Genomic DNA, 22,701 nt, shown 5'->3' on the forward strand with positions numbered 1-22,701 from the left:
ACGTGTCGTTCTTTCAGCTTTCGCTGATCGCCGCGGTCGCGCTCCTCGGGCCGCTGCTGGCGCTCCCTCAGAAATGGCACCTTCCCGTGGTACTGGGGCAGTTGCTGGCTGGTATCGCCATCGGGCGCACGGGTCTGGGCCTGGTGGACTCCTCGGACCCCACGTTCACCTTTGTGGCCGACGTCGGATTCGCCCTCATCATGTTCGTCGCCGGGACGCATGTCCCCGTACGGGACAAAGCCATCCGCCCCGCACTGGGTGCTGGCGCCCTGCGTGCCGGCATCGCCGCAGTGCTCGCGGCCGCCGTCGGAATCGTCATTGCCTTTGCCTTTGGCACCGGACATGCTCCCCTTTACATCGTTCTGCTCGCTTCCTCTTCGGCGGCCTTAGTCCTGCCGATCGTCGATTCGCTGCGGCTGACAGGACCAAAGGTCCTGATGACGACGGCGCAAGTGGCGGTAGCGGACATCGCCTGCATTGTGGCGCTTCCGCTTGCTGTCGACCCACCCAATGCGCCGAGGGCAGCCGTCGGGGCAGCCGTCGTCGCGGCGTGCGCTGCGGTTTTGTTCTTTGCGCTTCGCTGGTTGGAGCGCAGCGGCACGCGCGGACGGGTGCATGACGTGTCTGAGGACCGGAAGTTCGCCCTGGAGCTGAGGATCCAACTTGCCTTGCTCTTCGCGCTCTCCGGGCTTGCCGTCGCGGGCCACGTGTCCATCATGCTGGCCGGGTTCTCCTTCGGTCTGGTGGTCGCAGCGGTGGGCGAACCCCGGCGACTGGCTCATCAGCTCTTCGCCGTCAGCGATGGCTTTCTAGGGCCGGTGTTCTTCGTCTGGCTGGGCGCATCGCTCGATCTGCGCACCCTTGCGGGAAGCCCCAGAATGATTCTCCTCGGGATTTGCCTTGGCCTGGGAACCCTGCTGGCCCATGGAAGCCTGCTGCTACTCGGCCAGCCTCTGCCGCTTGCGGTGCTTGCAGCGTCCCAGTTGGGGGTGCCGGTTGCCGCCGCCACTATCGGCTCCCAATTGCATCTGCTGGAGCCGGGAGAAGCCTCGGCCATGATCCTCGGAGCCCTCATCAGCATCGCGGCAAGCGCCGCCACGGGCTCACGGGCCGCCCGCACGTTTACGAAGCCCACCCCGGCGCCGGCGGGCAACCCATCCGGGGGCGGCCCGACCGCGGCTGCGTAGTCCGCCTAAGCTAGAGGGCGACTTCCGCTGATCTCCCAGTTCAGCAACGTTGGGGCGGCCGGGTGCACATGTCCGGAGAGGTGGCCGGATCTATTGCGTGTTCGTGGCTGCCGCTTGGCGCACTGTGGGGCGTCCAGGAGTACTTGGGGCCCCGGTGTTGGTGAGGACGAGGAATGCTATCAGAACGGAAGAGGCGAGGGCCGAGCCGACGAATGTCCAGAAGACTGCCTGGGGCGGGGCGCCGGAGGCGAGGATGACGCCGCCGAGCCAGGGGGAGGCTATGGCGCCGAGGCGGCCGGTGCCGTTGGACCAGCCCAGCGCGGTGGCCCGCAGCTGGGTTGGTAGGAGTCCGCTACGGCGGCGTTGATCAGGTTCAGTGCCGAGTGGGCACCCATGCCCATGACGGCGATGAAGGCCAGCAGCAGGATCGCGTTTGACGTTCCGAGTGCGAGCCAGGCCAGGAGGAAGGATCCGACGACGGCGCCGATGTTCAGGGTCAGGGAGAACTGCAGGGCGGATTCCAGGGGGTAGTTCAGTTTCTTCATCAGTTGGGTCAGCCAGGTGTTCAGCCCGTACCAGGTCAGGAGGTTGGTGAAGGCCGCCGCTGCGAAGAGCAGGGTGAGCTTGATGTAGCGCCGGGAGAACAGGTCCTGGAATTTTCCGGAGGCGCCGGAGGCGCGGTTTGCCGCGTACTCGGCGGACTCGGGAAGCTTTAGAAAGGACACGGTCAAGATGAACGCCGAGAGGGCGGCTCCGATCCAGAACATGGGCCGCCAGCCCGCCGAGGGAATGATGGCCAGACCCAGCAGCGAGGCGGTGGTGCCGCCCAGGGGTACTCCGGCCATGAGGATCGTTACGACCAGGTTGATCTTTTTGGCGGGTGCGTTTTCCTTGGCGAGGGCCAGGACTGAGGGCATGACTCCGCCCATGCCCAGCCCGGCGAGTAGCCGGCACAGGCCCAGTTGTCCGGGTGCGCCGGCCAGGGCGCCTGCAGCCGTGAAAATCATGAAGATGGTTATTGATGCCAGGATGAGGCGTCGTCGGCCGAAGCGGTCGCTGAGCCTTCCGCTGACGAGTGCGCCGACCAGCATGCCGACGTAGACAAAGCTGCCGATCGCGCCGACGCCGGCGGAGTCGAGCTTCCAGCCGGGCTCGGTGAGCAGGGATGGGATGAGGGCTCCGAAAACGATCAGATCATAGCCCTCGGCGACGATGACCAGCGAGCACAGGGCGACGACGCCCCATGACCCGGTCCGGGTAAGGCTTGGGGAGGATTCCATGAGACGTCCTTGTCCATAGTTTGCTGGCGGTCCGGTTATCGGCCGGACACCGGGTTGGTGTTTCTTCGAAACCTGCGCGGGGCCCGCAGCAGCTTTGACCTCGAGGTGACCGGCACAATCCCAGATGACATCGCCGGCGCCCTTTTCCGCATTTCTTCCAACCCCAAGTTTCAGCCCCGCAACACGGATCGGTACCACTGGTTTGAAGGCGACGGCATGGTCGCCGCCGTCTACGTCCGCGAAGGGAAGGCAGCGTTCCGCACCGTTGGGTGGAAACCGACTCCTTCAAGGTCGAGGTGGAGCAGGGCGAGGCCGTCTACTCCGGCTTCGTCAATGGCGGCACCCCCGGTGTCCTGCCGGGAGGAGCACCCCGGGGCAAGAATGTCGCCAACACCAATGTGGGTATCTTCGATGATCACCTGCTGGTGTACTTCGAGGGCGGGTTGCCGCACCAAATGAACCCGGACACGCTGGAAACGTACGGCACCTGGGACTTCCACGGCGGCATCGACGTGCTCTGCACCGCGCACTACAAGATCGATCCGGACACCGGAGACATGCTCTTCTTCGCCGCCACCGGGCCGATCATCACCTGGTACCGGGCCGACGTCGCGACCGGCAAGATCATCGACTCGCACCGCTTCGAAGTCGGCATCCCGGTCATGATGCATGACTTCGTGGTCAGCGACAACTACGCGATCTTCTTCGTCTCGCCCAGCACCTTCCGGCTGGACCTCATCGCGCAGGGCAAACCTGGCGTGGTCTGGGATGAGAAGGCCCTCCCGCACGGTACCCAGATCGTGATGATGGACCGCCGCACGCACGAGGTGAAATGGTACGAAGCCAACGGCATCTTCGCCCCCACACACTTCTTCAACGCCTACGAAATCGGCGAGGAAGTCATCATTGACGTGCACCGGATCTCCCGCCTGGGAAACCCGGCCGGCAGCAACACCCCGGTCAGCTCGCACGAATGGTTCCCGCCGGCCATCCCATGGCAGTGGAAGGTCAACACCCGCACCGGCACGGTCACGGACCAGATGATCAGCGGAATCGCGGGGGAGTTCCCCAAGATCAACGACGCCTACGTGGGCCGTCAGCACCGCTACGGCTACTTCGTCACCACTCGCGGGCTGAGCACGGACACCATGACCGACGGCCTGGCCCGGCACGACTACCTGCTGGACTCCACCACCGTCGTGGAAGGCCCTCCCGGCCTGACCAACCCGAGTGAGCCGGTCTTCGTGGCCCGCCCGGGCGCGAAGACCGAGGACGACGGCTATATCCTCTCGATCTGGTGGAACCGCGAAACAGGCCTCAGCGAGATGCTGATCCATGACGCCGCCGAGCTGCACCGCACCCCCCTGGCGCAGATCAAGCTCCCGGCCCGCATCCCCTTCGGCTTCCACGGCAGTTGGGCCGGGCAGGACGTGCTCGAAAAAAGCATCGCCACGCTCGCCTTGGAACACTCCCCGCTCACCTAAAGACCAACAGACTCAGGAGTCATCACCATGACCGCTTCACTCACCGAAACCACGACGGCGGCTCCCGGCACGGCAGCCACGGGCACCTTCGCAGGGCAGACCACACAGCTGCAGTACATCGCCGGCGAATGGCGCGAAGGCCGCTCCGAAAAGGTCCTGACCGTCACCGATCCATTCACGAACGCCGAACTCACCACCATCCGGCAGGGCACCGTCCAGGACCTCGACGACGCCTATCGCGCCGCCGAGCAAGCCCAGAAGGGCTGGGCCGCGCAGACCCCGGCCGCCCGCCAACAAGTCATGCTCCGCGCCGCCGCCATCATCGAGGAACGCCGCGAGGAAATCATTGACTGGCTGGTCAAAGAATCCGGCAGCACCATAATCAAAGCCAACGTCGAGGTGTCCGCGGCCGCCGGCATCACTCTGGAGGCGGCGTCCTTCCCGGGCCGCGTCTTCGGCCGCATCCTCGAATCCAACACCCCGGGCAAGGAAAACCGCATCTACCGGCGCCCGCTCGGCGTCGTTGGCGTCATCAGCCCGTGGAACTTCCCCCTGCACCTCTCCCAGCGCTCGGTGGCGCCGGCACTCGCCCTGGGCAACGCCGTCGTCATTAAACCTGCAAGCGATACGCCGGTGACCGGCGGGTTGATCCTGGCCCGCATCTTCGAGGAAGCGGGCCTCCCGGCGGGTGTCCTAAGCGTGGTGGTCGGCGCCGGCTCCGAGATCGGCGACGACTTCGTCACCCACCCGGTCCCGGGACTGATTTCCTTCACGGGGTCCACACCTGTGGGCCAGAACGTGGGACGGCTCGCCGTCGGCGGCGAATTCATCAAGCACGTCGCGCTGGAGCTCGGCGGCAACAGCCCGCTCGTGGTGCTCGGCGACGCCGACCTGGATGGGGCCGTGCAGACGGCGCTGCTGGGCAAGTTCCTGCACCAGGGCCAGATCTGCATGGCCGTGAACCGGATCATCGTCGAAGCCCCGCTGTACGAGGAGTTCGTGGAACGCTTCGTCCAGGCCGCAGCCTCGGTCCCGGCGGGAGATCCATCCAAACCGGAAACCCTGGTCGGCCCGCTCATCAACGACAGCCAGCTCGCCGGAATCCGCGAGAAGATCGCGCTGGCCAAAAGCGAAGGTGCCCGCGTAGCTCTGGAAGGTTCGATCAACGGCCGCGTTGTGTCCCCGCACGTGTTCGCCGATGTCACCGCGGACATGGAGATCGCCCGAGAGGAGATCTTCGGACCGCTTGTGGGCATCATCCGCGCCGAGGATGAAGCCCACGCCCTGGAACTGGCCAACGCCAGCAACTTCGGGCTCAGCAGCGCGGTGTTCACCAAGGACACCGAACGCGGCGTCCGCTTCGGCCTTGGCGTCAGGGCAGGCATGACCCACATCAACGACATGCCCGTCAACGATGAAGCCCACGTCCCGTTCGGCGGGGAACGCAACTCCGGGCTGGGCCGCTTCAACGGCGACTGGGCCATCGTGGAGTTCACCACCGACCACTGGATCGGCATCAAACGCTAGGCCTGGTAGCACTGAGATGAAAGATCGTTGCTCCTTCCGGCGCCTGCAAACTCCGGGGCCGGAAGGAGCGCACCTTCATGCTCGAAACGTACTTCCAGAAACAGAAAAGCCAGGGCAGGGGAGCGCGGAGGCCGAGAGCTCCCTTTCCAAGTCGGAAGGGGAGCTCTATGGGATTCCTGGCTGGTTTAGTGGCCCCCGCCGAGTTTGCCGCCGAGGCGTTCGCGCATGAGGGTGCTGGCGTCGTTGAGGCCGATGATCTTCACGTCTTTGCCGTGGTGGTGGTACTTCTCGGTGATGGCGTCCAGCGCGGCGATGGTGGAGGCGTCCCAGAGGTGTGAGGCGTGCATGTCGATGATGACGTGCTCGGGGTCCAGGGCGTATTCGAACTGGGTGTAGAGGTCGTTGGAGGAGGCGAAGAACAGTTCACCGTCCACGACGTAGGTGGCGGTTTCGTGGCGGTCAACGGTCTTGACCGACCGTTCGACCGTGACGAAGTGGGCCACGCGGCGGGCGAACATGACCATGGCCACGAGCACGCCGACGCCGACGCCTATCGCCAGGTTGTGGGTGGCGACGGTGACGATGACGGTGGCGAGCATGACGATGGTTTCACTCTTGGGCATCATCTTCAATGTCCGGGGCTGGATGCTGTGCCAGTCGAAGGTGGCCACGGAAACGAAGATCATCACGGCGACCAGCGCCGCCATGGGGATAACGGAGACGATGCCGCCCAGTGCGACGACGAGGATGAGCAGGAAGACGCCGGCGAGGAAGGTGGAGATCCGGGTCCGCGCGCCGGAGGCTTTGACGTTGATCATGGTCTGGCCGATCATGGCGCAGCCGCCCATTCCGCCGAAGAAGCCTGTGACGATGTTGGCGACGCCCTGGCCCCAGGCCTCGCGGGTCTTGTCGGAGCGGGTGTCAGTGACGTCGTCGACGAGCTTGGCCGTCATGAGCGATTCAAGAAGACCCACGAAGGCCATTGCCAGGGCGAAGGGGAAGATGATCTGCAGGGTTTCGAGGCTGAACGGCACGTTCGGGATGAACAGTGTCGGCAGCGAATCAGGAAGGTCGCCCTTGTCGCCCACTGTCGGTACTGCGACGGCCGCGAAGACGGTGATCAGCGTCAGGAACACGATTGCGACCAGGGGGCCGGCACAGCCTTGGTCAGTTTGGGCAGGCCGAAGACGAGGGTCAGGCCCAGGGCCACGAGGGGGTAGACAAGCCACGGAACACCAAGGAGTTCCGGGACCTGGGACGTGAAGATCAGGATGGCCAGGGCGTTGACGAAGCCCACCATCACTGACCGGGGAATGAACCGCATGAGCTTGGCGACCCCGGACAGGCCCAGGATGACCTGGAAGATGCCGGCGAGGATGACGGCGGCGACAAAGTAGTCCACGCCGTGGGACCTCACCAGTGGGGCAATGACCAGGGCAATCGCGCCGGTGGCCGCGGAAATCATCGCGGGGCGTCCGCCGACGAAAGCGATGGTGACGGCCATGGTGAAGGATGCGAAGAGCCCGATCCTGGGGTCGACGCCGGCGATGATGGAGAAGGCGATGGCTTCCGGGATCAGGGCCAGGGCGACGACGAGCCCGGCGAGGACTTCGGTCTTGAGCCGGCGCGGCGACATCAGGGTGCCCCGGACCGATTGAAGCTGTTCGGGGGTGAACGCCGGGGGGTGTCCGGTTTTTGTAACGGCCATTTCTGGCTCCGTTCATGGTCAAGAAGACGCGCGACTGCGGCTTCGTTTTGCTGATGAATGAGGGGGCGCAGCGCCGCGCCGGTCAGAGGGGGATTAGTCTGGAAGGTCTCACCCCAGTGCCTAAACCTTACCCTAACGTGATGGTAGGGTTTAAATCAGAACAGGACGGAGGACCTGATGACGGCTAAGACCAGCAGCACCAGCACCATGCACATCGGTGAACTGGCGGAGAGGACGGGTCTGTCCCTGCGGACCATCCGCCACTACGACGACGTAGGGCTCCTGCCAGCCACAGCGCGCACGGACGGAGGCTTCAGAGTGTATTCCGAGGATGATCTCGAACGCCTCACGGTCATCAAGCAGATGAAGCCGCTCGGGTTCTCGCTGGAGGAAATGGCTGAAATCCTTGGCCTTCTGGCGGCCCCGGACGACGCGGCATCTGAACGATCAGGGACGCTGGCGGAATTCCTGGAGAAGGCTGTGCACCAGCGGGCCAAGATGGCCCGGAACCTGGCCCAGGCTGACGAGCTCATCCAAAGGCTGAGCGGCCGGGGCCCACGATGAGCAGTGGCGCTCCAACGCTGTCCGCGCGTCCTCCAGGTCCCACTCCGTCAGGTAGCTGGCCGGGTCGGTCCGTCCAGCCAGTCCTCAAGGGACATCAGTGTGCATTTCCCGGGGCCGCCGTAAGGTGACGGCGGCGATGACTGCTGCGGTCGCAGCGGCTGCAGCCATGACATAGGCCATGTTCGTGTAGGTTCCGAGCCAGGCTGCCACTGCCGGCCCGGCCGCCGGGGCGATTGCGGCGAAAGTTCCCTGGAGGGAGCCGAGGCTTGTTGTTCCCCACCGGTCGGCGACGATGGTTGCCTGCAGCAGGGTCTGGCAGCCGCGGACCGCACCGGCGAGCATTCCGGCCGCGATCAGCAGCGGGACGGGGCCGGGCAGGGCGGCAAGGAGGAGGACGGCGCAGGCTGCCGTTCCGGCGATGATCGGTAGCCGGGCGCGGGCGGGATGGCGGCCGGGGCCCAGCTCCGGTTCAGGTAGCGGGCGTGCAGCGGCACGGTGATGATTCCCATGATCACGGCGAGGATGATGAAGCCGCTTCTCCAGCCGTACGCGGACGTCAGGGCTGCGGTGACGGGGCGAAGATGGTGGACGCGAACCCGGCGACGAGGGTCAGGACGGTCAGGGGCCGGATGCGGGCAGGCCCGTACCAGCGGCTGATCACCGTGAAGGCCGGTTGGTACAGGACCGCTGCCTGCGCGATGCCGGCGACAAGCCAGGCCGCGAAGAACACTGGCAGGTTCGGCGCCATTGCCGCCATGACCAGCGCCAGCACTCCGACGAGGGATCCGTCGATCATCAGCGTACGCGGCCCGGTCCTGTCGAGGATCCTGCCAACGAGGATGCCGGCCGCTGCGGAGACCAGCAGGCCGGCGGAAAAGGCTCCCGTCACCAGGGCCGGGTCCCACCCGGTGTCCTCGCTGATGGGGCGGGCCGCCGCGATCAAGGCGTAGTAGAGCACGCCCCACCCGGTCGTCTGGGTGACCCTCCGCGGTGAGGATCCGCACGGTGCACCCTCCGCGGTGAGGATCCGGGTGGGAGCGGGCGCGGGCACGGTCAGTTCCCGGTGAGCTCCGCATACAGCTTCCGGACCCGGGCCTTGATGTCATTCCGGACCAGGCGCATGCGTTCCATGCCTTCAACGCCGCGCTCGGAGGGCTCGTCGGTATCCCAGACCTCAAGCCGCTTGCCCTCGGGGGCGTCGACTTTTGCCTCGTTGCCCAGGACGATGACGACGTCGACCGCGTTCAGTACTTCGTCGGTGACAGGTTTGGGGTGTTCGCCGGTGATGTCGATGCCGAGTTCAGCCAGCGAGTCCACGGACTGGGGATTCAGCGACTTGCCGGGTTTGGTCCCGGCGGAGTGCACCGTGACGGTCCCCTTTGCGAGCTGGTTCATCAGTCCGGCGGCGAGCTGGGACTTCCCGCCGTTCTTGCTGCAGACGAACAGGACGCTGGGCGTTTTGGTGGTCGGGTTCATGCCTTTGATTCTTCCTCGTCTGCGTCGGGGTTGCTGAGCAGTGATGCTGCCAGTGCCTTGACCCGGTCATGGATCTCATCGCGGACGATCCGCACGGCCGCGACGGGCAGGCCGGCCGGATCTGCCAGCTCCCAGTCCTCGTAGCGTTTGCCAGGGTAGATCGGGCAGGAGTCGCCACAACCCATCGTGATCACCACGTCAGAGGCGCGCACGACGTCGTCAGTGAGGGGTTTGGGATAGTCCTTGGTGAGGTCCAGGCCCATTTCGGACATCGCTGCGACGACGGCGGGGTCCAGTGCGGCGGCAGGGAGGGAGCCGGCGGACCGGACGCGGATCCTCCCCTTGGCCTCGACGGTGAGCAGGGCTGCGGCCATCTGGGACCGGCCGGCGTTCTGCACGCAGACGAACAGCACCTCCGGGACGTCGCTGGTGACGGCCCCTTGGATTTGGCCAGGGCGTTGAGCCGGTCGCTGGCGAAGTGCTCGGTGGTCGATGGCAGGTACGTGGTGATCTTCGCGGTCCGGGCCAGGGCCGTGTAGGACTCGAAGACGTAGCGTTCCACCGTTTCCGCTGCGAACACGCCCGCAAACCGGTCGGCCAGGCGCGCGCTGATCCGGTGCAGGAGCTCGGTGTTGTCCTGCAGGCCCAGGCCGTGTTCAGGGTGGTAAGTCATGTCAGCACTCCAGTGTGGTCGTTGGACGAAAACAGAAAACAGGGGAAGGAGCTCAGTTCTCGCCGGAGCGGCCGTGGGCCAGTCCGGTGGGGAAGCCGACGAGGACCGGTTCTGGCGCTCCGCAGCATCGGCCGGAGGTTTCCGCCACGAAAGCCGCGGTGGCGGCGGCAGGAACATCGCAGCTGGTGCCGAAGTCCGAGGAGCAGACGCCAGTCTCCGGCAGCTCGAGCTGGACGGTGTCCGCCGCTTCCCGGTCCCCGGCCAGCGCCGCGGCGACGGAGCGGACCTGCTCGTAGCCGGTGGCGAGCAGGAAGGTCGGAGCCCGGCCGTAGGACTTCATGCCGACAATGTAGAAGTCCTGCTCCGGGTGGGCGAGCATCTTGGCGCCGTGGGGTTCGACGGTGCCGCAGGAGTGGAATTCGGGGTCGATCAGCGGGCCGAGCTCACGCGGGGCCTCGACTCCCGGGTCCAGTTCCAGCCGCAGTTCCCGAAGGATGCCCAGGTCGGGGCGGAAACCGGTGGCCGGGACCACGACGTCGGCCTCGAGGGTAAGGCCGTCCGTGGAGGTCAGGGTGACGACGCCGTCGACCCTTGCGAGCGTGGCGATCCCGAAGCCTGTGTGCAGTTCGATCGCGCCGGTCTCGACGAGGCTGCGGAGCCGGCTGCCGAGCTGGCCGCGGGCGGCAAGCCCATCGGCGTCTCCGCCGCCGTAGACCTTGGCGGCGGAGGCGCCGCGGATAGCCCAGATGATCTTGGTTCCCGGTGACTGGCTGGCGAGTTCGGCGAGGTTGATCAGGGTGTTGGCGGCGGAGTGGCCCGCGCCAACCACGAGCGCGGTGCGGCCCTCGAACCGGTCGCGGTCGCAGCCCAGGACGTCCGGCAGTGGTGAGGAAATCCTGTCGGCTGCGGCAGCTTCGCCGAGGGCTGGCAGGCCGGAGGTTCCGAGCGGGTTGCGGGTCGCCCAGGTGCCGGACGCGTCGATGACTCCCGCGGCCTGGTAGTCGCGGACTTCTCCGTCGGCGTGTTCGACCCGGACCAAAAAAGGTGTGGTGTTTCGGTCACGGCTGTGGGTTCTGTCCATACCCTGCCGGGTCACTGCCACGACGCGGGCGCCGGTGTGCAGGCGGGAGGCGATCGCGGGAAGTGCAGCCAGAGGTGTGAGGTACTGGTCCATGAGTTCGCCGCCGGTGGGCAGCGCCGACACCTCCGGTGATTCCCAGCCCGTGGCGTCGAGCAGGCGGACGGCGGCGGAGTCAGTGTTGAACTGCCACGGGGAAAACAGCCGGATGTGGCGCCACTGCTCGATGGCCGCGGCCGGAGTCGGGCCGGCCTCCAGGATCAGCGGCTCGAGGCCGCGTTCGATCAGGTGCGCTGCCGCCGCGAGGCCGACGGGGCCGGCCCCAATGACAGCTACGGGAAGGTTGTTCTGTGCAGCCATGGTGTCCTCTGTTTCATCCGTTGGGGCGGTTCATCGTTGGGGCCCGCCGGTCCATGAGGGACCGGCAGGCGGCGGAAGCACTGCTCAGCAGCAGTCCAGGTCGTTGTCGCAGCAGTCCTGGCTGGTGTCGGCGCAGGTCGAATCGGTGCAGCATTCGGTATCCATTCAGCTCACCCCCTTTCCTCCCGTGGGTCAGGCGTGTGTGGGTTCCTCGACCAGGGCGGTGGCGATGCTGTCCGCATCGTCCAGCGCGGCGAGGTAGCGCTCGGCATCGAGGGCGGCGGCGCACCCGGTGCCGGCGGCGGTGATGGCCTGGCGGTAGCGGTGGTCCACGGCGTCTCCGCAGGCGAAGACGCCCGTCAGGTTGGTGACGGTGGTGGGGGAGTCCACCTTGATGTAGCCCTCGGCGTCGAGGTCGACCTGGCCGTGCAACAGTTCGGTGCGCGGGACGTGGCCGATGGCGACGAAGATGCCGGTGGCGGACTGCTCGCGGGTTTCCCCGGTGCGGGTGTCGGTCAGGGTGATGCCTGTGACCTTGCCGTCGCCATGGATCGCGGTGACGGCCGAGTTCCACGCGAAGCGGATCTTGGGGTTGTCCTTCGCCCGCTGGGCCATGATGCGCGAGGCGCGGAGCTCGCCCTTGCGGACCACGACGGTCACGGACTTCCCGAAGCGGGTCAGGAAGGTGGCTTCCTCCATCGCGGAATCGCCGCCGCCGACCACGATGATGTCCTGGTCACGGAAGAAGAACCCGTCGCAGGTGGCACACCACGAGACTCCGTGGCCGCTGAACTTCTTCTCCTCAGGCAGGCCGAGCTCCTTGTACGCGGAGCCGGTGGCGAGGATGACCGCGGGAGCTTCGTGGGTCTCGCCGGCTCCGGTGACCACGCGCTTGAGGTGGCCGGTGAGCGTCACTTCGGTGACGTCGTCGAACACCACCTGGGCGCCAAAGCGCTCCGCCTGCTGCTGCAGCCCGTCCATGAGTTCGGGGCCCTGGACCCCGCCGGGGAAGCCGGGGAAGTTCTCCACCTCGGTGGTGTTCATCAGGGCGCCGCCCGCGGTGACCGAACCCGCCAGGACCAGCGGCTTCAGGCCGGCCCGGGCGGCGTAAATGGCCGCGGTGTAACCGGCGGGGCCGGATCCGATGATGATCAGCTGCTGTGTGCTCAATTCTTTGGTGCTCACGAAGTCTCTCCTGGTCTCGGGGCGGGGTTACTTGGCGGCGGGCGTGAGGGATGCGATGAGGTCCTCGATGCGGGCCTTGATCTGGTCGCGGATCGGGCGGACGGCGTCGACGCCCTGGCCTGCCGGATCTTCGAGTTCCCAGTCCTCGTAGCGTTTGCCCGGGAAGATCGGGCAGGTGTCGCCGCAGCCCATGGTGATCACGACGTCGGATTCCTTCACGGCCTCGGTGGTGAGGACCTTCGGAATCTCGGAGGACATGTCGATGCCAAGCTCGGCCATCGCGGCGACGGCGGACGGATTGACCTTGTCGGCGGGCTGGGATCCGGCGGAGCGGACTTCGATCCGGCCCTCGCTCAGGGTGGTGAGGAAGGCGGCGGCCATCTGGGAGCGGCCCGCATTGTGGACGCAGACGAACAGGACGGACGGCTTCTTGGCGGTTTCGGTGCTCATGGGTTTCTCCTGAAGTATCTTGAGGGTCAGACGGAAAGGTGGCTGGAGGTGAAGTAGCGTTTGCGGGTCCAAAGGGCCACGTAAACCAGTGCAACAAGGACGGGGACTTCGATCAAGGGCCCGACGACGCCGGCCAGCGCCTGCCCGGAAGTCACACCGTAAGTGCCGATCGCCACGGCTATGGCCAGTTCGAAGTTGTTGCCCGCGGCAGTGAAGGCGAGCGTGGTGGTTTTGGCGTAGCCGAGGTCGAGCCACTTCCCGATCAGCATGCCGGCGCCGAAGATGACGACGAAATAGACCAGGAGCGGCAGGGCGATCCGGACGACGTCGAGGGGGCGGGACGTGATGGTGCCGCCCTGCAGCGCGAACAGCAGCGTGATGGTGAAGAGCAGGCCGTACAGCGCCCACGGGCCAAGCTTCGGCAGGAACGTGCCCTCATACCAGTCGCGGCCCCTGGCCTTTTCGCCGATCGTGCGGGTGAGGAATCCGGCCAGCAGCGGAATCCCCAGGAACACAAGTACCGAGGCGGTGATGGCCCAGAAGGAGAAGTCCGCACTGGTGGTCGGGAGCCCCAGCATGGAGGGCAGCAGTTGGAGGTAGAACCAGCCCAGTGCGCCGAACGCGATGACCTGGAACACGGAATTGATGGCGACCAGCACGGCGGCAGCTTCGCGGTCACCGCAGGCGAGGTCGTTCCAGATCATCACCATGGCGATGCAGCGGGCCAGTCCCACAATGATCAGGCCCGTGCGGTACTCGGGCAGGTCCGGGATGAAGATCCAGGCCAAGGCGAACATGAACGCCGGCGCCAGCACCCAGTTCAGCACCAATGAGGTGATCATCAGCTTGCGGTCGCCGAGGACGCGGTGCGCCTGGTCGTAACGGACTTTCGCCAGCACCGGGTACATCATCACCAGCAGCCCGATGGCTATCGGCAGCGAGACTTCGCCGACCTTGACCGCCTCGAGGGCGGTGTTCAGGCCCGGGATGAAACTGCCCAGGAGCAGTCCCAGGACCATGGCGGCGATAATCCACACCGGCAGGAAACGGTCCAGGGTGGAGAGTTTGCCGACAACGGCAACCTCGCTTCCTGGAGTGGGCGACGGGTCAGTCTGGGTGCTCACGGGACTCCTGTGCTGCTCAGCTTTAGATTGATGCTTGTCGATATGAAGTATTCACAACTATATCGATGAATGTCAATCTGTGTGCATAATAGACACATGAATTCTCTGCAAACTGTTGAGCCGGCCCTGGACGAAGCCTGCTGCGCACCGTCCGGTCAGCCTGTCCTCAGCGCGGAGGATGCCCGGCAAAGGGCCCTCGTGTTCAAGGCTCTGTCCGATCCCAACAGATTGCGCCTGCTCTCCATCGTCAGGGGCGCCGTGGCCGGGGAGGCCTGCGTCTGCGACCTCACCGAGCCGCTGGACCTGGGGCAGCCCACTGTGTCCCACCACCTGAAGATTCTGGTCGACGCCGGCCTGCTGCACCGCGAGAAGCGTGGCACCTGGGCGTACTACTCCCTCGTTCCCGGCGCTATGGAGCAGACGGCCGGCCTCCTGGCGTCCCTGTGAGTCACTTTCCGCCTCGCGACGTCACCGTCCGGCCGATGCAGGACTCAGATTGGCCCGAGGTCCAAAGGATCTACGGCGAGGGAATCGCGACCGGGCAGGCAACGTTCGAAGCCGGGGTGCCGGACTGGCGCCATTTCGACCATTCGAGGCTCGCCTCCCACCGCCTGGTGGCGCAGGCGCCCACCGGCGGGATCCTTGGCTGGGCGGCCGTGTCCGCTGTTTCTTTCCTGAGAACGAGCCGAGCCTGCAGCTTCACCTCGCTCACGGATTCAGGGCTGTGGGCCATCCGGGAAAAGATTGCCCGGATGGCCCACGGCCCCGCTGCCGGCCAATGGCGGGACACCGTCCTGATCGAACGGCGCACACAGGTCCTTTAGTTCTTGCGCGACGCGCCCGGCACGGCAAAGGTGGCCCCGAAGGACCTGACATTAGGACGGCAACCAAGAAGGAGGACACAATGCACACCGAAACTCCGACCATGGAAGACCGGTTGCGGGCGATGCTGGAAAACATCAGGACCGCGACAGCCAACACGCGCCAGATGATGGATTCGCCCGGCGACGAGAACTGGCTGCAGGACGGCGAGTCCGATGCCGAGTACCTGCGGGCCATCCAGCGCGACACGATCGCCAGGCTGGACGCCACCGCCAGGGACATCGAAGCACTGCTGGCGCAGCGCCTGGACGGCTAGCCGGACGGGTCACAACCCCGCCACCACGGGGGAGCGGGGCCGGATTCACGTCAGGCGGGCAGGGAGCTGAGTGCGGTCAGGGCCGACAACTTCTCTTCGCCGATGGGCTCTTCGGGCAGCAACGGAATCAGGGCGACCCTGTCCGTCAGGGTGTGCACCATCGCGATCTGTTCGATTTCGTTCGCGGCGCGGGCCCGGAGGAAAGGCGTCTGCGGGTGCGCGGCGGCGATCGAGTTGTTGATGACCCACGCCCACGGTTGGATTCCGGCCCTCTCCAGGTCATTCTGCAGCTCCTGGGCTTCGAGCACGGGCGTCGTTTCGGCCAGCGTGACGAGAACAACCTTGGTCTGCGCCGGATCCTGGAGCCGCATAAGGGGCGTCACGAACCCCATCGTGTCGCCGACCTGGCGGGCGATCTCCCGGTGGTACGAGCCAGTGGCATCCAGGAGCAGCAGGGTGTGGCCGGTGGGTGCCGTGTCAATCACCACGAAGTGCCGGCGGGACTCCTGGACCACCCTGGAGAACTGCCGGAACACAGCCACCTCGTCCGTGCACGGGGACATCAAATCCTCAGCGAGGGCCGCGCGCCCGTCATCGTCCAGGCTCCTGCCCTTGGTCTCCATCACGTGGCTTCGATATTCCTGGATGGCCGCTGCCGGATCGATGCGCGAAACCGTCAGGCCCGGGATGGAACCATGGAGCGTCTCGGTGAGGTGCGCTGCGGGATCAGTCGTAGTCAGGTGCACCGCATGTCCGCGCTTGGCCAGGGCGACCGCAATGGCGGCAGCGAGGGTGGTCTTCCCGACCCCGCCCTTGCCCATGCACATCACGAGACCGTGGCCGTCGACCTCCACTTCGTTCACCAGGGCAGCCAGCGGGGCGTCCTCAATCTCGGGGACCAGCGCGGCGTCAGCGGTGATATGCGCGCCGGAAGTCGCCTCGAACAGCGACGCAAGCGCCGGAATGCCGACCATATTGCCCGGCTTCAGATCCAGAACATCGCGGGGAAGTCCGGCGACGACCTCGGGCATGGCCGCGATGGCATCAGCCTCCCGTGCCCGCAGGGCCTGCGCCAGATCCTCATCGCCGGCGGCTTCCGGCAGGACGCCGTTGACGACGACGTAACCGCCCCCGATTCCGATCTGGTTGAGTTCGAGGTAAGTCCGCTCGATTTCGCTCAGTGACGATGTCTGCGCACGGCTGACCATGACAAGCCGTGTCCTCGCGGGGTCGGTAAGGGCTTGGACCGCCCTGGCGTACACCTGCTTGTGCTTTTCGAGTCCCGACAGGGGGCCCAGGCAGGACGGGTCCCCCTTGCCGGCCGCCAGGAAGTCGGTCCAGGAGCCCGGCAGCTGCAGCAGACGGATCGTGTGGCCTGTCGGCGCGGTATCGAAGACGATGTGGTCATACTCTCCATAGGAGCTGTCGTCGGCTAACAGGTTGGTGAACTCGTCGAAGGACGCGATCTCCGTAGTGCAGGAACCTGAGAGGCTCTCGGCGATGCCGACCAGTTCCTCTTCCGGCAGGAGTCCGCGGACGGGCGCGATAATCCGTTCACGGTAGGCCTCGACTGCCTGCTCCGGGTCAATTTCCAGCGCCGAGAGACCCGGCACATCCGGAATGGCAGTGACGGTGTTCCCGATGGTCTCGCCGAAAACCTGCCCGACGTTGGATGCGGGGTCTGTGCTGACCAGCAGGACCTCCTTGCCGGACTTGGCGAGGGTGAGCGCTGTTGCACACGCTACGGAGGTCTTACCCACACCACCCTTGCCAGTGAAGAACAGGAACCGGGGTGCGTTCTCAAGAAATTTCACGCCGGGACCTGGCAGCAGCCCGTTGAGCCGCCGCAGCAGCCGCCGGACCTTTCACTCAGGCCAAGTTCCGGGCGGGACTGCGGCTCAGCTTTGGCTTCGCCCAGTCCGGCCAATGCCAGTAGTTGTCCCCTGCTCGGGTAGGTCCCGGTGGTGACTGTAACGCCGTCGACGGTAGTGAGCGGAAGGCCCTTTGATCCAACCAGGTGCATGAACCCGCGGACCGTCTCGTCCTCGGCGAAGGCGGTCGGTTCGCTGGCGAGGTTGTGGCGCGCAATGTCGGCACCGAGGCCCTGGAGATGACGCACATCCGCGGTCACGTCCACCAAGGACTGGTCCACGTCGGGGCCGCAAACACCGGTGTCACAGCAGAGAGCTGACTCGTAGATTCGGATAGCAGGCATGTGGTTCTCCTTGACGTTCATGGCGGTTCGATTCGAAGCCGATACAGAGCCCCACTCATTAGGGGCCGTCGTCCAAGAGGGGACAGCATGTTGCGACTCTCCTCTCAGTGTATCGATGACCATCGATGCATGGAAGGGGTGCCGTGAGTGACGCTGACTACCGTTCACTACCACGCATGCGGGGAGTGCGGAGAAACCGGGTGTTGATCCAGAAAGTGGACACCTGCCCAGAACCTATGACCGCTTACTTTGCGATCCTGCCCACGATCTGGCGGGCCACCAGCCGGTCGATTCCCGGCAGATGGGTGGCCCGTATGATCCACTGACGCAGGAGGCGCTGGGTCCGATTGGCGGGCAGGAACGATGCGGCGGTGCGCCTGCCGGCGGCCTGGGCCTCCTCGACCACGGGTCGCCAGCGTTGCTCGAATTCGGCGAGGGCTGAGCTGATCCCCTCAGGTGAGGCCACGGGTCCGAGGATGTCCCCCAGTAGCGCGGCACCGGCGATTGCGAGCGAGCCGCCCTGGCCCGCGAGGAGCGACACGGCGCCGCAGGCGTCCCCCACGAGAACGGTCCGGCCCCTCTGCCAGCCCGGCATGACGATCTGTGCGACCACATCGTCGTACGGATGCTCGGGGCACAGTTCCAGCAGCCGGTCGACCGCGTGGCCGAGTCCGGCGAACTCGCGGCGCAGCCGCTCCCGCGGACTCCCGGATCGCTGGTGCCCTCTCGCGCCTGCGGCGTCCCGGTAGACCATGAATGCGGCCACCTCGTCAGAGCGGAGGCTGTAGAGCCCGGCCATCCGGTCGATGCTGTCGGTGAGGACGAAGCGGTTCCGGAAACGGGCATTCAGGAGCGGTTCGGTCACGATGAAGGCGGCTGCACGCATGCCGAGGGGCGCAGGTACTCCGCTTCGGGACCGAACACCTGGGCGCGGACTCCGGAATGGATGCCGTCAGCCCCGATGAGGACGTCCGCGGCGAGCGTCACATCCGGGGAGTCATCGACGGCGACCCGCACGCCGTCCTCGTCACTCCATACCTGGGTTACCGGTGCCCCGTAGCGGACCCGCACCCGGCCCGGGGCCACGTCGTCGAGCGCAGCGAGGGCGGCGCGCTCCATGTCGGGGCGCAGCAGGCTCAGGACCTTCCCGCCGGCAAGCCGGGCGAACTGGTCGTAGTCGAGGCTGGACGTGGGGCGTCCTGTTGCATCGACATACTCGGCTGCCTCGACGTGGTAGGCCACCGCTGCGAGCCGCGGGTAGAGGCCGATCCGCTCCGCCGCCTCCACTCCCGGGCCAAAGAAGTCCATCATGTAGCCGTCGGGGCGCGGAGCAGCCGATTTCTCGAGGAGCTCGACGTCCCAGCCGGCCAAGCTGAGCTGGCGGGCCGCGACGAGACCCGCAATGCCTGCCCCGACAACCACGGCCTTCATATCCTGCCTCCAACGATCAGATCCAAGGGGCTGAAGGAGCCCGGCCGGGAGCGCAAGAACTCCAACGCCACCTGCTGGCTCATTCTTGACTCTTTCCCCGCGGGCTGTCCAACGCGCAGGACTCGGTTTCGCATCCTGCTTGGGATATGGCGCACGGGGCGTAGGGAGCAGCACACCGCGGGAGGACCCGCGTCCTTGCCAGCTGCCGGGCAATTGCCGGAGCCGCATGCTACTCACATAACGCTTCGAGAATAGCTGTGCAGGTCTCGTCCGAGAGTCAAAGACGCGCCGTGGACCCCGTCAGACGACGGGGGTATTTTGACTGCATGGACAACAAAAGCGTTCGTCCGGACGCCGCGTCGTCGACCCGATGGCTGTGGCGATGATCGGTGACGGGGCACCTGGCGCTGCTGGCGCGATGCGGTCAGTTTTTTCGCTGAGCGGCCTGCGTTGACGCGCTTGGCCGGGGCCGTGGAGATTTGTGCCGCGGTCTGGTGGGGCTCCACGCAGCCGAACGGTCGTCCCCCTTGGTTCCAACAGCAGGGAGCGAGGGGGCACGGAAGTAGGCACTGACGTGTGTCATGTTCCATGAACCCCCTCACAGTGGAACCTCCGGGCCTAGACTGTGGCTCAGAGGACATTTCCGAGGGAGGTGCCATGGAGCGATTGAGCATTTTGGACCGGTTCAGGCCTGTCGGTGCTCCCGGTCCTGCGGGCCCGGCTGGCGTGCCGGCTGCTGATATCCAAGGTCCGGCCGTTGAACTGGCACCGGTGTTCGCCGCGCTCGCCGACGACGTCGCACGGTGCGCGGCACTCGTTGACGAAGCACGCCTGAGCGCGGAAGAGGACGTGGCCCGGGCCCGCACACAAGCGGCGGCGATCCTGTCCCAAGGCCGGCTTGACGCCGGAGTGGAGCGCGCAAAGGCCGCCGCCCGGGTCGAACGGGAAGCCTCGGAGCAGGACGCGGAGCTGCTGGAACAGGCACGCCAGGAGGCAGCGGCGCTGGAAGAGTCTGGCCTGGCGCTCATGCCGGCCGTCGTCGATAAGGTCATCGATACCATGCTGGCTGCGCTGAACCCAGGACTGCTGGGCCCAGGGCCGCTGAGCCCGGGACATAAGAGCCCGGGACAGAAATGAAGGCCGACTGGGTGGCTGCCTCCGTGCGGGCACGGTCCATGGCGCAGCGCCGCGTCGGCGCTGCTGCCAGCCGGGAGGTGGCAGCTCAACCGAGCCTGGACCGTGCGCTGTCTTCGCTTCAGGGGTCAAGCTATGCGGAACGGCTCGCCGGGGCGCCAGGACTGGCGGCCGCTGAACGTGCCCTTCAGGAGACCGTTTTGTGGCAGCTGCGCGTTCTTGCCGGGTGGCTTCCGGCGTCGGGCACCGCACTTGCCCGGGCGGCTGCTGGCATTTTTGAAATCGAGAACGTCATGGCTCTGGCCCACCAACTCGCCGGCGGAGCAAAGACCCCCGAGCCCTATCACCTGGGTGCCCTTGCCACCGCATGGCCACGCGTGCGGACGGCCGGATCGAGCGAAGAACTGGCCACCATCCTGCGCGCTACAGCCTGGGGCGACGTCGGCGCTGCCGGCCCGGGCGTGCTGAGGGACGCGCTGACCGTGGCCTGGGTGCGGCGGCTGGCCGCCGTGGCACCCCCGGCGCGGCCGTGGTGCTCTGCGGTGTGCGTCCTCACCGCGGCCCGGATCCTGACTGTCGACGGCGTGACGCCCGCGGCGCCGGTGCTTCGCCTGTTGCGGCCTGTCATCGGCCGCTCGTGGGAAGCCGCCACGAGCATCGCCGAGTTCTCTTCCGCACTTCCGCCATCCCTGCGCACGGTGGTTCGGGGTATTTCGTCTCCGAAGGAGCTGTGGCGTGCGGAGGCCCGGGTCTGCGGCGCCGTAGAGAAAGATGGCTTCCATTTGCTTCGTGGTTCGAAGCCCGGACCGGACGTTGTGCTAGGCGCTATCGCAGTCCTGTCCACTGATGCGTGGCGTGTCCGGGCGGCACTGACTGCCGCTGGTGCGGCCGCCGGCTCAAGCGAGGTGCTCGATGAGGCGGCGTGAATCGGCGGCCCCAGTCCGGATGGAGCGGGTAGCCCTCGTGGTGCCCGAGCGGGACCGGCGACGCATGCTCTTCGAAGTGGCACGCAGCGCCCTTGTCGAGCTGGACCTCCCGTACGCACCCGGCGGCCGCGTCGAGGAACTCGACAAGGCGGCGGCCGCTGCTGTCATATCCGGGCCGTCAGCGGCCTTGGTGGGGTGGATGCCCCGACACGAGATTCCGGTGCTCACGGCAACGCTCGCCCCGCTCGGGGCATCGATCGTCCCCCTGCCCCGGCCGAGGTGGATTCAACCACCCACCATGCTCGGCGGCGGGAGCGGCACCACTCGCGTCTCACGGACCCTTGTGGATACTTATGGAACCGTCCCGTATGAGGATCTGGATCCCTCGCGGCTCGCCGGGATTGCCTACGTTCTGATGTTCGGGATGATGTTCGGCGACATGGGACACGGCGCGATCCTGCTGGTCGCCGGTCTCCTGTTGCGCGGCGGCCGCATCAAGAAGCTGGCCAAGCTGCAAAGGACCTGGCTTTTCGTGAGTGGGGCCGGGCTGGCCGCCATGGTCTTCGGGGCGCTGTACGGGGAGGCTTTCGGTCCTACCGGCCTGGTGCCCGTGCTGTGGCTGGAGCCCTTGGCCAATCCGGTGCCGCTCCTGGTGGCAGGCCTGGGGGTCGGAGCGTTCCTGCTTGCCGGCGCCTATGCCGTGGGCACCATCAACCGTGTCAGAGAGGGCGGTTGGGGATATGCCCTGTATGCCCGCTCCGGCGTCGCCGGCTCCCTGTTGTTCCTCGCCGTGGGGCTTCTCGTCTGGGGACTCGGCACCGGCATCGGGCTTCTGACCGCCGTGGCAGCCGTTATAGCGCTCGGCGCGCTGGTCTTCATCTTCATCGGTCTCTTCGTTGAAGCCGGAGGAGGCGTCACGGCCGCCTTCCAGGCCGGCGTCGAACTGGTTGACACTGTGATCCGTCTGGGCTCCAACCTTGTCTCCTTTGCGCGCCTCGCTGCCTTCGGGTTGACCCACGCCGCGCTGCTGATGGTGGTCTGGAACGGGACGACGGCGTTGTGGGCGCCGGATTGGCGCGCCGCCGCGGCGGTCCTGCTGTTTGTTGTGGGCAATGTGGTGACCTTCGCGCTTGAAGCGCTGGTGGCAGGGATCCAGGCCCTGCGCCTTGAATACTACGAACTGTTTTCACGAATTTTCCAGTCCGAGGGCCGCCCGTTCAAGCCGTGGTCACCGGAGCTCACCACCGCCGGAGCCCCCGGCACCGATACTCCGGTTGTCCCCTCCGGCGCACCGGCTGAAAGGCAACTCCTGTGAACCTCTGGTTCGGCACCGTTCCTGTCTTCCTCATTGCTGCAACAGGGGCTATCCTCCTGGTCAGACGCTGGCGAAAGTCTGCGTTCAAGATACTGGCAGCCCTCAATGTCGCCGTGATGGGCGGATCCCTGGCGCTACTGGCCGGGGCGCTGAATGCAGCGCCGGCAGCCGCCTCCGGCGGAGTGGGCCCGGCCCTCGCAGCAGCAGCCACCGACACACCGGCAGGCGCCGGCGGCTCAGCACTGATCGCGGCCGCCATCGCAGTGGCCGGATCCTCGATCGGCGCGGCGTTTGCCGTTGCCTACACCGGTTCGGCTGCCCTCGCCGCGATGAGTGAGCGCCCGGAAATCTTCGGCCGTGCGATGGTTGTGGTCGGGCTGGCGGAGGGGATCGCCATCTACGGACTCATTATCGCCATCATCCTCATAGGCAAGGCCTGAGCGGGG

The 22,701-nt window shown here is 66.3% G+C and carries 23 protein-coding genes and 3 pseudogenes; 11 read left to right on the forward strand and 15 right to left on the reverse strand.

Going from position 1 to position 22,701, the window contains the following annotated elements; translation table 11 throughout:
• The first annotated feature begins 2 nt into the window (after positions 1 to 2).
• Positions 3 to 1,187, forward strand: coding sequence for a cation:proton antiporter (locus FCN77_RS11630; protein ID WP_137322387.1), 1,185 nt, complete (start codon positions 3 to 5; stop codon positions 1,185 to 1,187).
• Between the two features lie 278 nt (positions 1,188 to 1,465).
• Here FCN77_RS11630 and FCN77_RS11635 read toward each other — a convergent pair whose 3' ends face one another.
• Positions 1,466 to 2,467, reverse strand: coding sequence for an MFS transporter (locus tag FCN77_RS11635; RefSeq protein ID WP_137322388.1), 1,002 nt, complete (start codon positions 2,465 to 2,467; stop codon positions 1,466 to 1,468).
• Between the two features lie 105 nt (positions 2,468 to 2,572).
• On the opposite strand from FCN77_RS11635, the pseudogene FCN77_RS11640 reads away from it, so the two are divergent.
• Positions 2,573 to 3,951: pseudogene (locus FCN77_RS11640) on the forward strand (carotenoid oxygenase family protein).
• Positions 3,952 to 3,978: 27 nt separating this feature from the next.
• Positions 3,979 to 5,478: an aldehyde dehydrogenase family protein gene (locus FCN77_RS11645; protein ID WP_137322389.1), complete on the forward strand. Its 1,500-nt coding sequence runs from the start codon at positions 3,979 to 3,981 to the stop codon at positions 5,476 to 5,478.
• A 185-nt stretch (positions 5,479 to 5,663) separates the two neighbouring features.
• Here the strand turns inward: FCN77_RS11645 and FCN77_RS11650 are convergent.
• A pseudogene (locus FCN77_RS11650) lies at positions 5,664 to 7,186 on the reverse strand (SulP family inorganic anion transporter).
• 177 nt (positions 7,187 to 7,363) lie between these two features.
• On the opposite strand from FCN77_RS11650, the gene FCN77_RS11655 reads away from it, so the two are divergent.
• Positions 7,364 to 7,750 carry a MerR family transcriptional regulator gene (locus FCN77_RS11655; protein WP_137322390.1) on the forward strand — a complete coding sequence of 129 codons (387 nt, stop codon included), beginning with the start codon at positions 7,364 to 7,366 and terminating at the stop codon, positions 7,748 to 7,750.
• Between the two features lie 84 nt (positions 7,751 to 7,834).
• Here FCN77_RS11655 and FCN77_RS26840 read toward each other — a convergent pair whose 3' ends face one another.
• The 9 genes and pseudogenes from FCN77_RS26840 to arsB all read right to left on the reverse strand — a co-directional run bounded on the left by FCN77_RS26840 (position 7,835) and on the right by arsB (position 14,096).
• Positions 7,835 to 8,092, reverse strand: a complete 258-nt coding sequence (locus FCN77_RS26840; RefSeq protein ID WP_254678958.1) for a hypothetical protein — start codon at positions 8,090 to 8,092, stop codon at positions 7,835 to 7,837.
• Between the two features lie 214 nt (positions 8,093 to 8,306).
• Entirely contained in the window at positions 8,307 to 8,801 is a 495-nt protein-coding gene (locus tag FCN77_RS26845) for an MFS transporter (RefSeq protein WP_254678959.1), read from the reverse strand.
• Between the two features lie 2 nt (positions 8,802 to 8,803).
• Complete coding sequence (locus FCN77_RS11665; protein ID WP_137322391.1) at positions 8,804 to 9,226, reverse strand: low molecular weight phosphatase family protein; 423 nt, start codon at positions 9,224 to 9,226, stop codon at positions 8,804 to 8,806.
• Positions 9,223 to 9,624 carry an arsenate reductase ArsC gene (locus FCN77_RS26850; RefSeq protein ID WP_254678960.1) on the reverse strand — a complete coding sequence of 134 codons (402 nt, stop codon included), beginning with the start codon at positions 9,622 to 9,624 and terminating at the stop codon, positions 9,223 to 9,225. The genes FCN77_RS11665 and FCN77_RS26850 overlap by 4 nt, the downstream gene beginning before the upstream one ends.
• Before the next feature lie 110 nt (positions 9,625 to 9,734).
• A pseudogene (locus FCN77_RS27690) lies at positions 9,735 to 9,899 on the reverse strand (three-helix bundle dimerization domain-containing protein); the annotation flags it as partial.
• A 52-nt stretch (positions 9,900 to 9,951) separates the two neighbouring features.
• Complete coding sequence (locus FCN77_RS11675; RefSeq protein ID WP_137322392.1) at positions 9,952 to 11,337, reverse strand: NAD(P)-binding domain-containing protein; 1,386 nt, start codon at positions 11,335 to 11,337, stop codon at positions 9,952 to 9,954.
• 192 nt (positions 11,338 to 11,529) lie between these two features.
• Entirely contained in the window at positions 11,530 to 12,507 is a 978-nt protein-coding gene (gene trxB, locus FCN77_RS11680) for a thioredoxin-disulfide reductase (protein ID WP_137324745.1), read from the reverse strand.
• A 42-nt stretch (positions 12,508 to 12,549) separates the two neighbouring features.
• Entirely contained in the window at positions 12,550 to 12,972 is a 423-nt protein-coding gene (locus tag FCN77_RS11685; protein WP_137322393.1) for an arsenate reductase ArsC, read from the reverse strand.
• 26 nt (positions 12,973 to 12,998) lie between these two features.
• The gene (gene arsB / locus FCN77_RS11690) at positions 12,999 to 14,096 is read right to left on the reverse strand and encodes an ACR3 family arsenite efflux transporter (RefSeq protein ID WP_137322394.1); all 1,098 of its coding nucleotides are present in this window, start codon (positions 14,094 to 14,096) and stop codon (positions 12,999 to 13,001) included.
• A 96-nt stretch (positions 14,097 to 14,192) separates the two neighbouring features.
• On the opposite strand from arsB, the gene FCN77_RS11695 reads away from it, so the two are divergent.
• From FCN77_RS11695 to FCN77_RS11705, 3 genes are all read left to right on the forward strand, one after another.
• Positions 14,193 to 14,543 (forward strand): metalloregulator ArsR/SmtB family transcription factor, encoded by a 351-nt coding sequence (locus tag FCN77_RS11695; RefSeq protein WP_137322395.1) that lies wholly within the window; start codon positions 14,193 to 14,195, stop codon positions 14,541 to 14,543.
• Between the two features lie 35 nt (positions 14,544 to 14,578).
• Positions 14,579 to 14,920, forward strand: a complete 342-nt coding sequence (locus FCN77_RS11700) for a GNAT family N-acetyltransferase (protein WP_137322396.1) — start codon at positions 14,579 to 14,581, stop codon at positions 14,918 to 14,920.
• An 80-nt stretch (positions 14,921 to 15,000) separates the two neighbouring features.
• On the forward strand, positions 15,001 to 15,234 hold the full coding sequence (locus tag FCN77_RS11705; RefSeq protein WP_137322397.1) for a hypothetical protein: 234 nt from the start codon (positions 15,001 to 15,003) through the stop codon (positions 15,232 to 15,234).
• Between the two features lie 50 nt (positions 15,235 to 15,284).
• Here FCN77_RS11705 and arsA read toward each other — a convergent pair whose 3' ends face one another.
• The 4 genes from arsA to FCN77_RS26860 form a co-directional block, all read right to left on the reverse strand.
• Entirely contained in the window at positions 15,285 to 17,048 is a 1,764-nt protein-coding gene (gene arsA / locus FCN77_RS11710) for an arsenical pump-driving ATPase (protein ID WP_137322398.1), read from the reverse strand.
• The gene (arsD, locus tag FCN77_RS11715) at positions 17,045 to 17,449 is read right to left on the reverse strand and encodes an arsenite efflux transporter metallochaperone ArsD (RefSeq protein ID WP_137322399.1); all 405 of its coding nucleotides are present in this window, start codon (positions 17,447 to 17,449) and stop codon (positions 17,045 to 17,047) included. The genes arsA and arsD overlap by 4 nt, the downstream gene beginning before the upstream one ends.
• Positions 17,450 to 17,693: 244 nt before the next feature.
• Complete coding sequence (locus tag FCN77_RS26855) at positions 17,694 to 18,335, reverse strand: FAD-dependent monooxygenase (protein ID WP_254678961.1); 642 nt, start codon at positions 18,333 to 18,335, stop codon at positions 17,694 to 17,696.
• The gene (locus FCN77_RS26860; protein WP_254678962.1) at positions 18,311 to 18,880 is read right to left on the reverse strand and encodes an FAD-dependent oxidoreductase; all 570 of its coding nucleotides are present in this window, start codon (positions 18,878 to 18,880) and stop codon (positions 18,311 to 18,313) included. The genes FCN77_RS26855 and FCN77_RS26860 overlap by 25 nt, the downstream gene beginning before the upstream one ends.
• 666 nt (positions 18,881 to 19,546) lie before the next feature.
• Here FCN77_RS26860 and FCN77_RS11725 point away from each other — a divergent pair.
• From FCN77_RS11725 to FCN77_RS11740, 4 genes are read left to right on the forward strand one after another with little or no spacing between them, the layout of a single operon-like run.
• Complete coding sequence (locus FCN77_RS11725) at positions 19,547 to 20,017, forward strand: hypothetical protein (RefSeq protein ID WP_137322400.1); 471 nt, start codon at positions 19,547 to 19,549, stop codon at positions 20,015 to 20,017.
• Entirely contained in the window at positions 20,014 to 20,940 is a 927-nt protein-coding gene (locus tag FCN77_RS11730) for a hypothetical protein (RefSeq protein ID WP_137322401.1), read from the forward strand. The genes FCN77_RS11725 and FCN77_RS11730 overlap by 4 nt, the downstream gene beginning before the upstream one ends.
• Complete coding sequence (locus FCN77_RS11735) at positions 20,927 to 22,255, forward strand: V-type ATPase 116kDa subunit family protein (RefSeq protein WP_217496286.1); 1,329 nt, start codon at positions 20,927 to 20,929, stop codon at positions 22,253 to 22,255. The genes FCN77_RS11730 and FCN77_RS11735 overlap by 14 nt, the downstream gene beginning before the upstream one ends.
• Positions 22,252 to 22,695, forward strand: coding sequence for an ATP synthase subunit C (locus FCN77_RS11740; protein ID WP_137322402.1), 444 nt, complete (start codon positions 22,252 to 22,254; stop codon positions 22,693 to 22,695). The genes FCN77_RS11735 and FCN77_RS11740 overlap by 4 nt, the downstream gene beginning before the upstream one ends.
• Positions 22,696 to 22,701 lie beyond the last annotated feature (6 nt).

This window comes from Arthrobacter sp. 24S4-2 (assembly GCF_005280255.1).
In the GTDB taxonomy this organism is placed as follows: domain Bacteria; phylum Actinomycetota; class Actinomycetes; order Actinomycetales; family Micrococcaceae; genus Arthrobacter.

Coding starts and splice junctions, on each gene's coding strand:
- FCN77_RS11635 (WP_137322388.1), bottom strand. CDS start 2,467: ATGGAATCCTCCCCAAGCCTTACCCGGACCGGGTCATGGGGCGTCGTC.
- FCN77_RS11685 (WP_137322393.1), bottom strand. CDS start 12,972: ATGAGCACCGAAACCGCCAAGAAGCCGTCCGTCCTGTTCGTCTGCGTC.
- FCN77_RS11695 (WP_137322395.1), top strand. CDS start 14,193: ATGAATTCTCTGCAAACTGTTGAGCCGGCCCTGGACGAAGCCTGCTGC.
- FCN77_RS11705 (WP_137322397.1), top strand. CDS start 15,001: ATGCACACCGAAACTCCGACCATGGAAGACCGGTTGCGGGCGATGCTG.
- FCN77_RS26855 (WP_254678961.1), bottom strand. CDS start 18,335: ATGCGTGCAGCCGCCTTCATCGTGACCGAACCGCTCCTGAATGCCCGT.
- arsD (WP_137322399.1), bottom strand. CDS start 17,449: ATGCCTGCTATCCGAATCTACGAGTCAGCTCTCTGCTGTGACACCGGT.
- FCN77_RS11735 (WP_217496286.1), top strand. CDS start 20,927: ATGAGGCGGCGTGAATCGGCGGCCCCAGTCCGGATGGAGCGGGTAGCC.
- FCN77_RS11655 (WP_137322390.1), top strand. CDS start 7,364: ATGACGGCTAAGACCAGCAGCACCAGCACCATGCACATCGGTGAACTG.
- FCN77_RS11675 (WP_137322392.1), bottom strand. CDS start 11,337: ATGGCTGCACAGAACAACCTTCCCGTAGCTGTCATTGGGGCCGGCCCC.
- FCN77_RS26840 (WP_254678958.1), bottom strand. CDS start 8,092: ATGCTCGCCGGTGCGGTCCGCGGCTGCCAGACCCTGCTGCAGGCAACC.
- FCN77_RS11700 (WP_137322396.1), top strand. CDS start 14,579: ATGCAGGACTCAGATTGGCCCGAGGTCCAAAGGATCTACGGCGAGGGA.
- FCN77_RS11645 (WP_137322389.1), top strand. CDS start 3,979: ATGACCGCTTCACTCACCGAAACCACGACGGCGGCTCCCGGCACGGCA.
- FCN77_RS11665 (WP_137322391.1), bottom strand. CDS start 9,226: ATGAACCCGACCACCAAAACGCCCAGCGTCCTGTTCGTCTGCAGCAAG.
- FCN77_RS11730 (WP_137322401.1), top strand. CDS start 20,014: ATGAAGGCCGACTGGGTGGCTGCCTCCGTGCGGGCACGGTCCATGGCG.
- FCN77_RS26860 (WP_254678962.1), bottom strand. CDS start 18,880: ATGAAGGCCGTGGTTGTCGGGGCAGGCATTGCGGGTCTCGTCGCGGCC.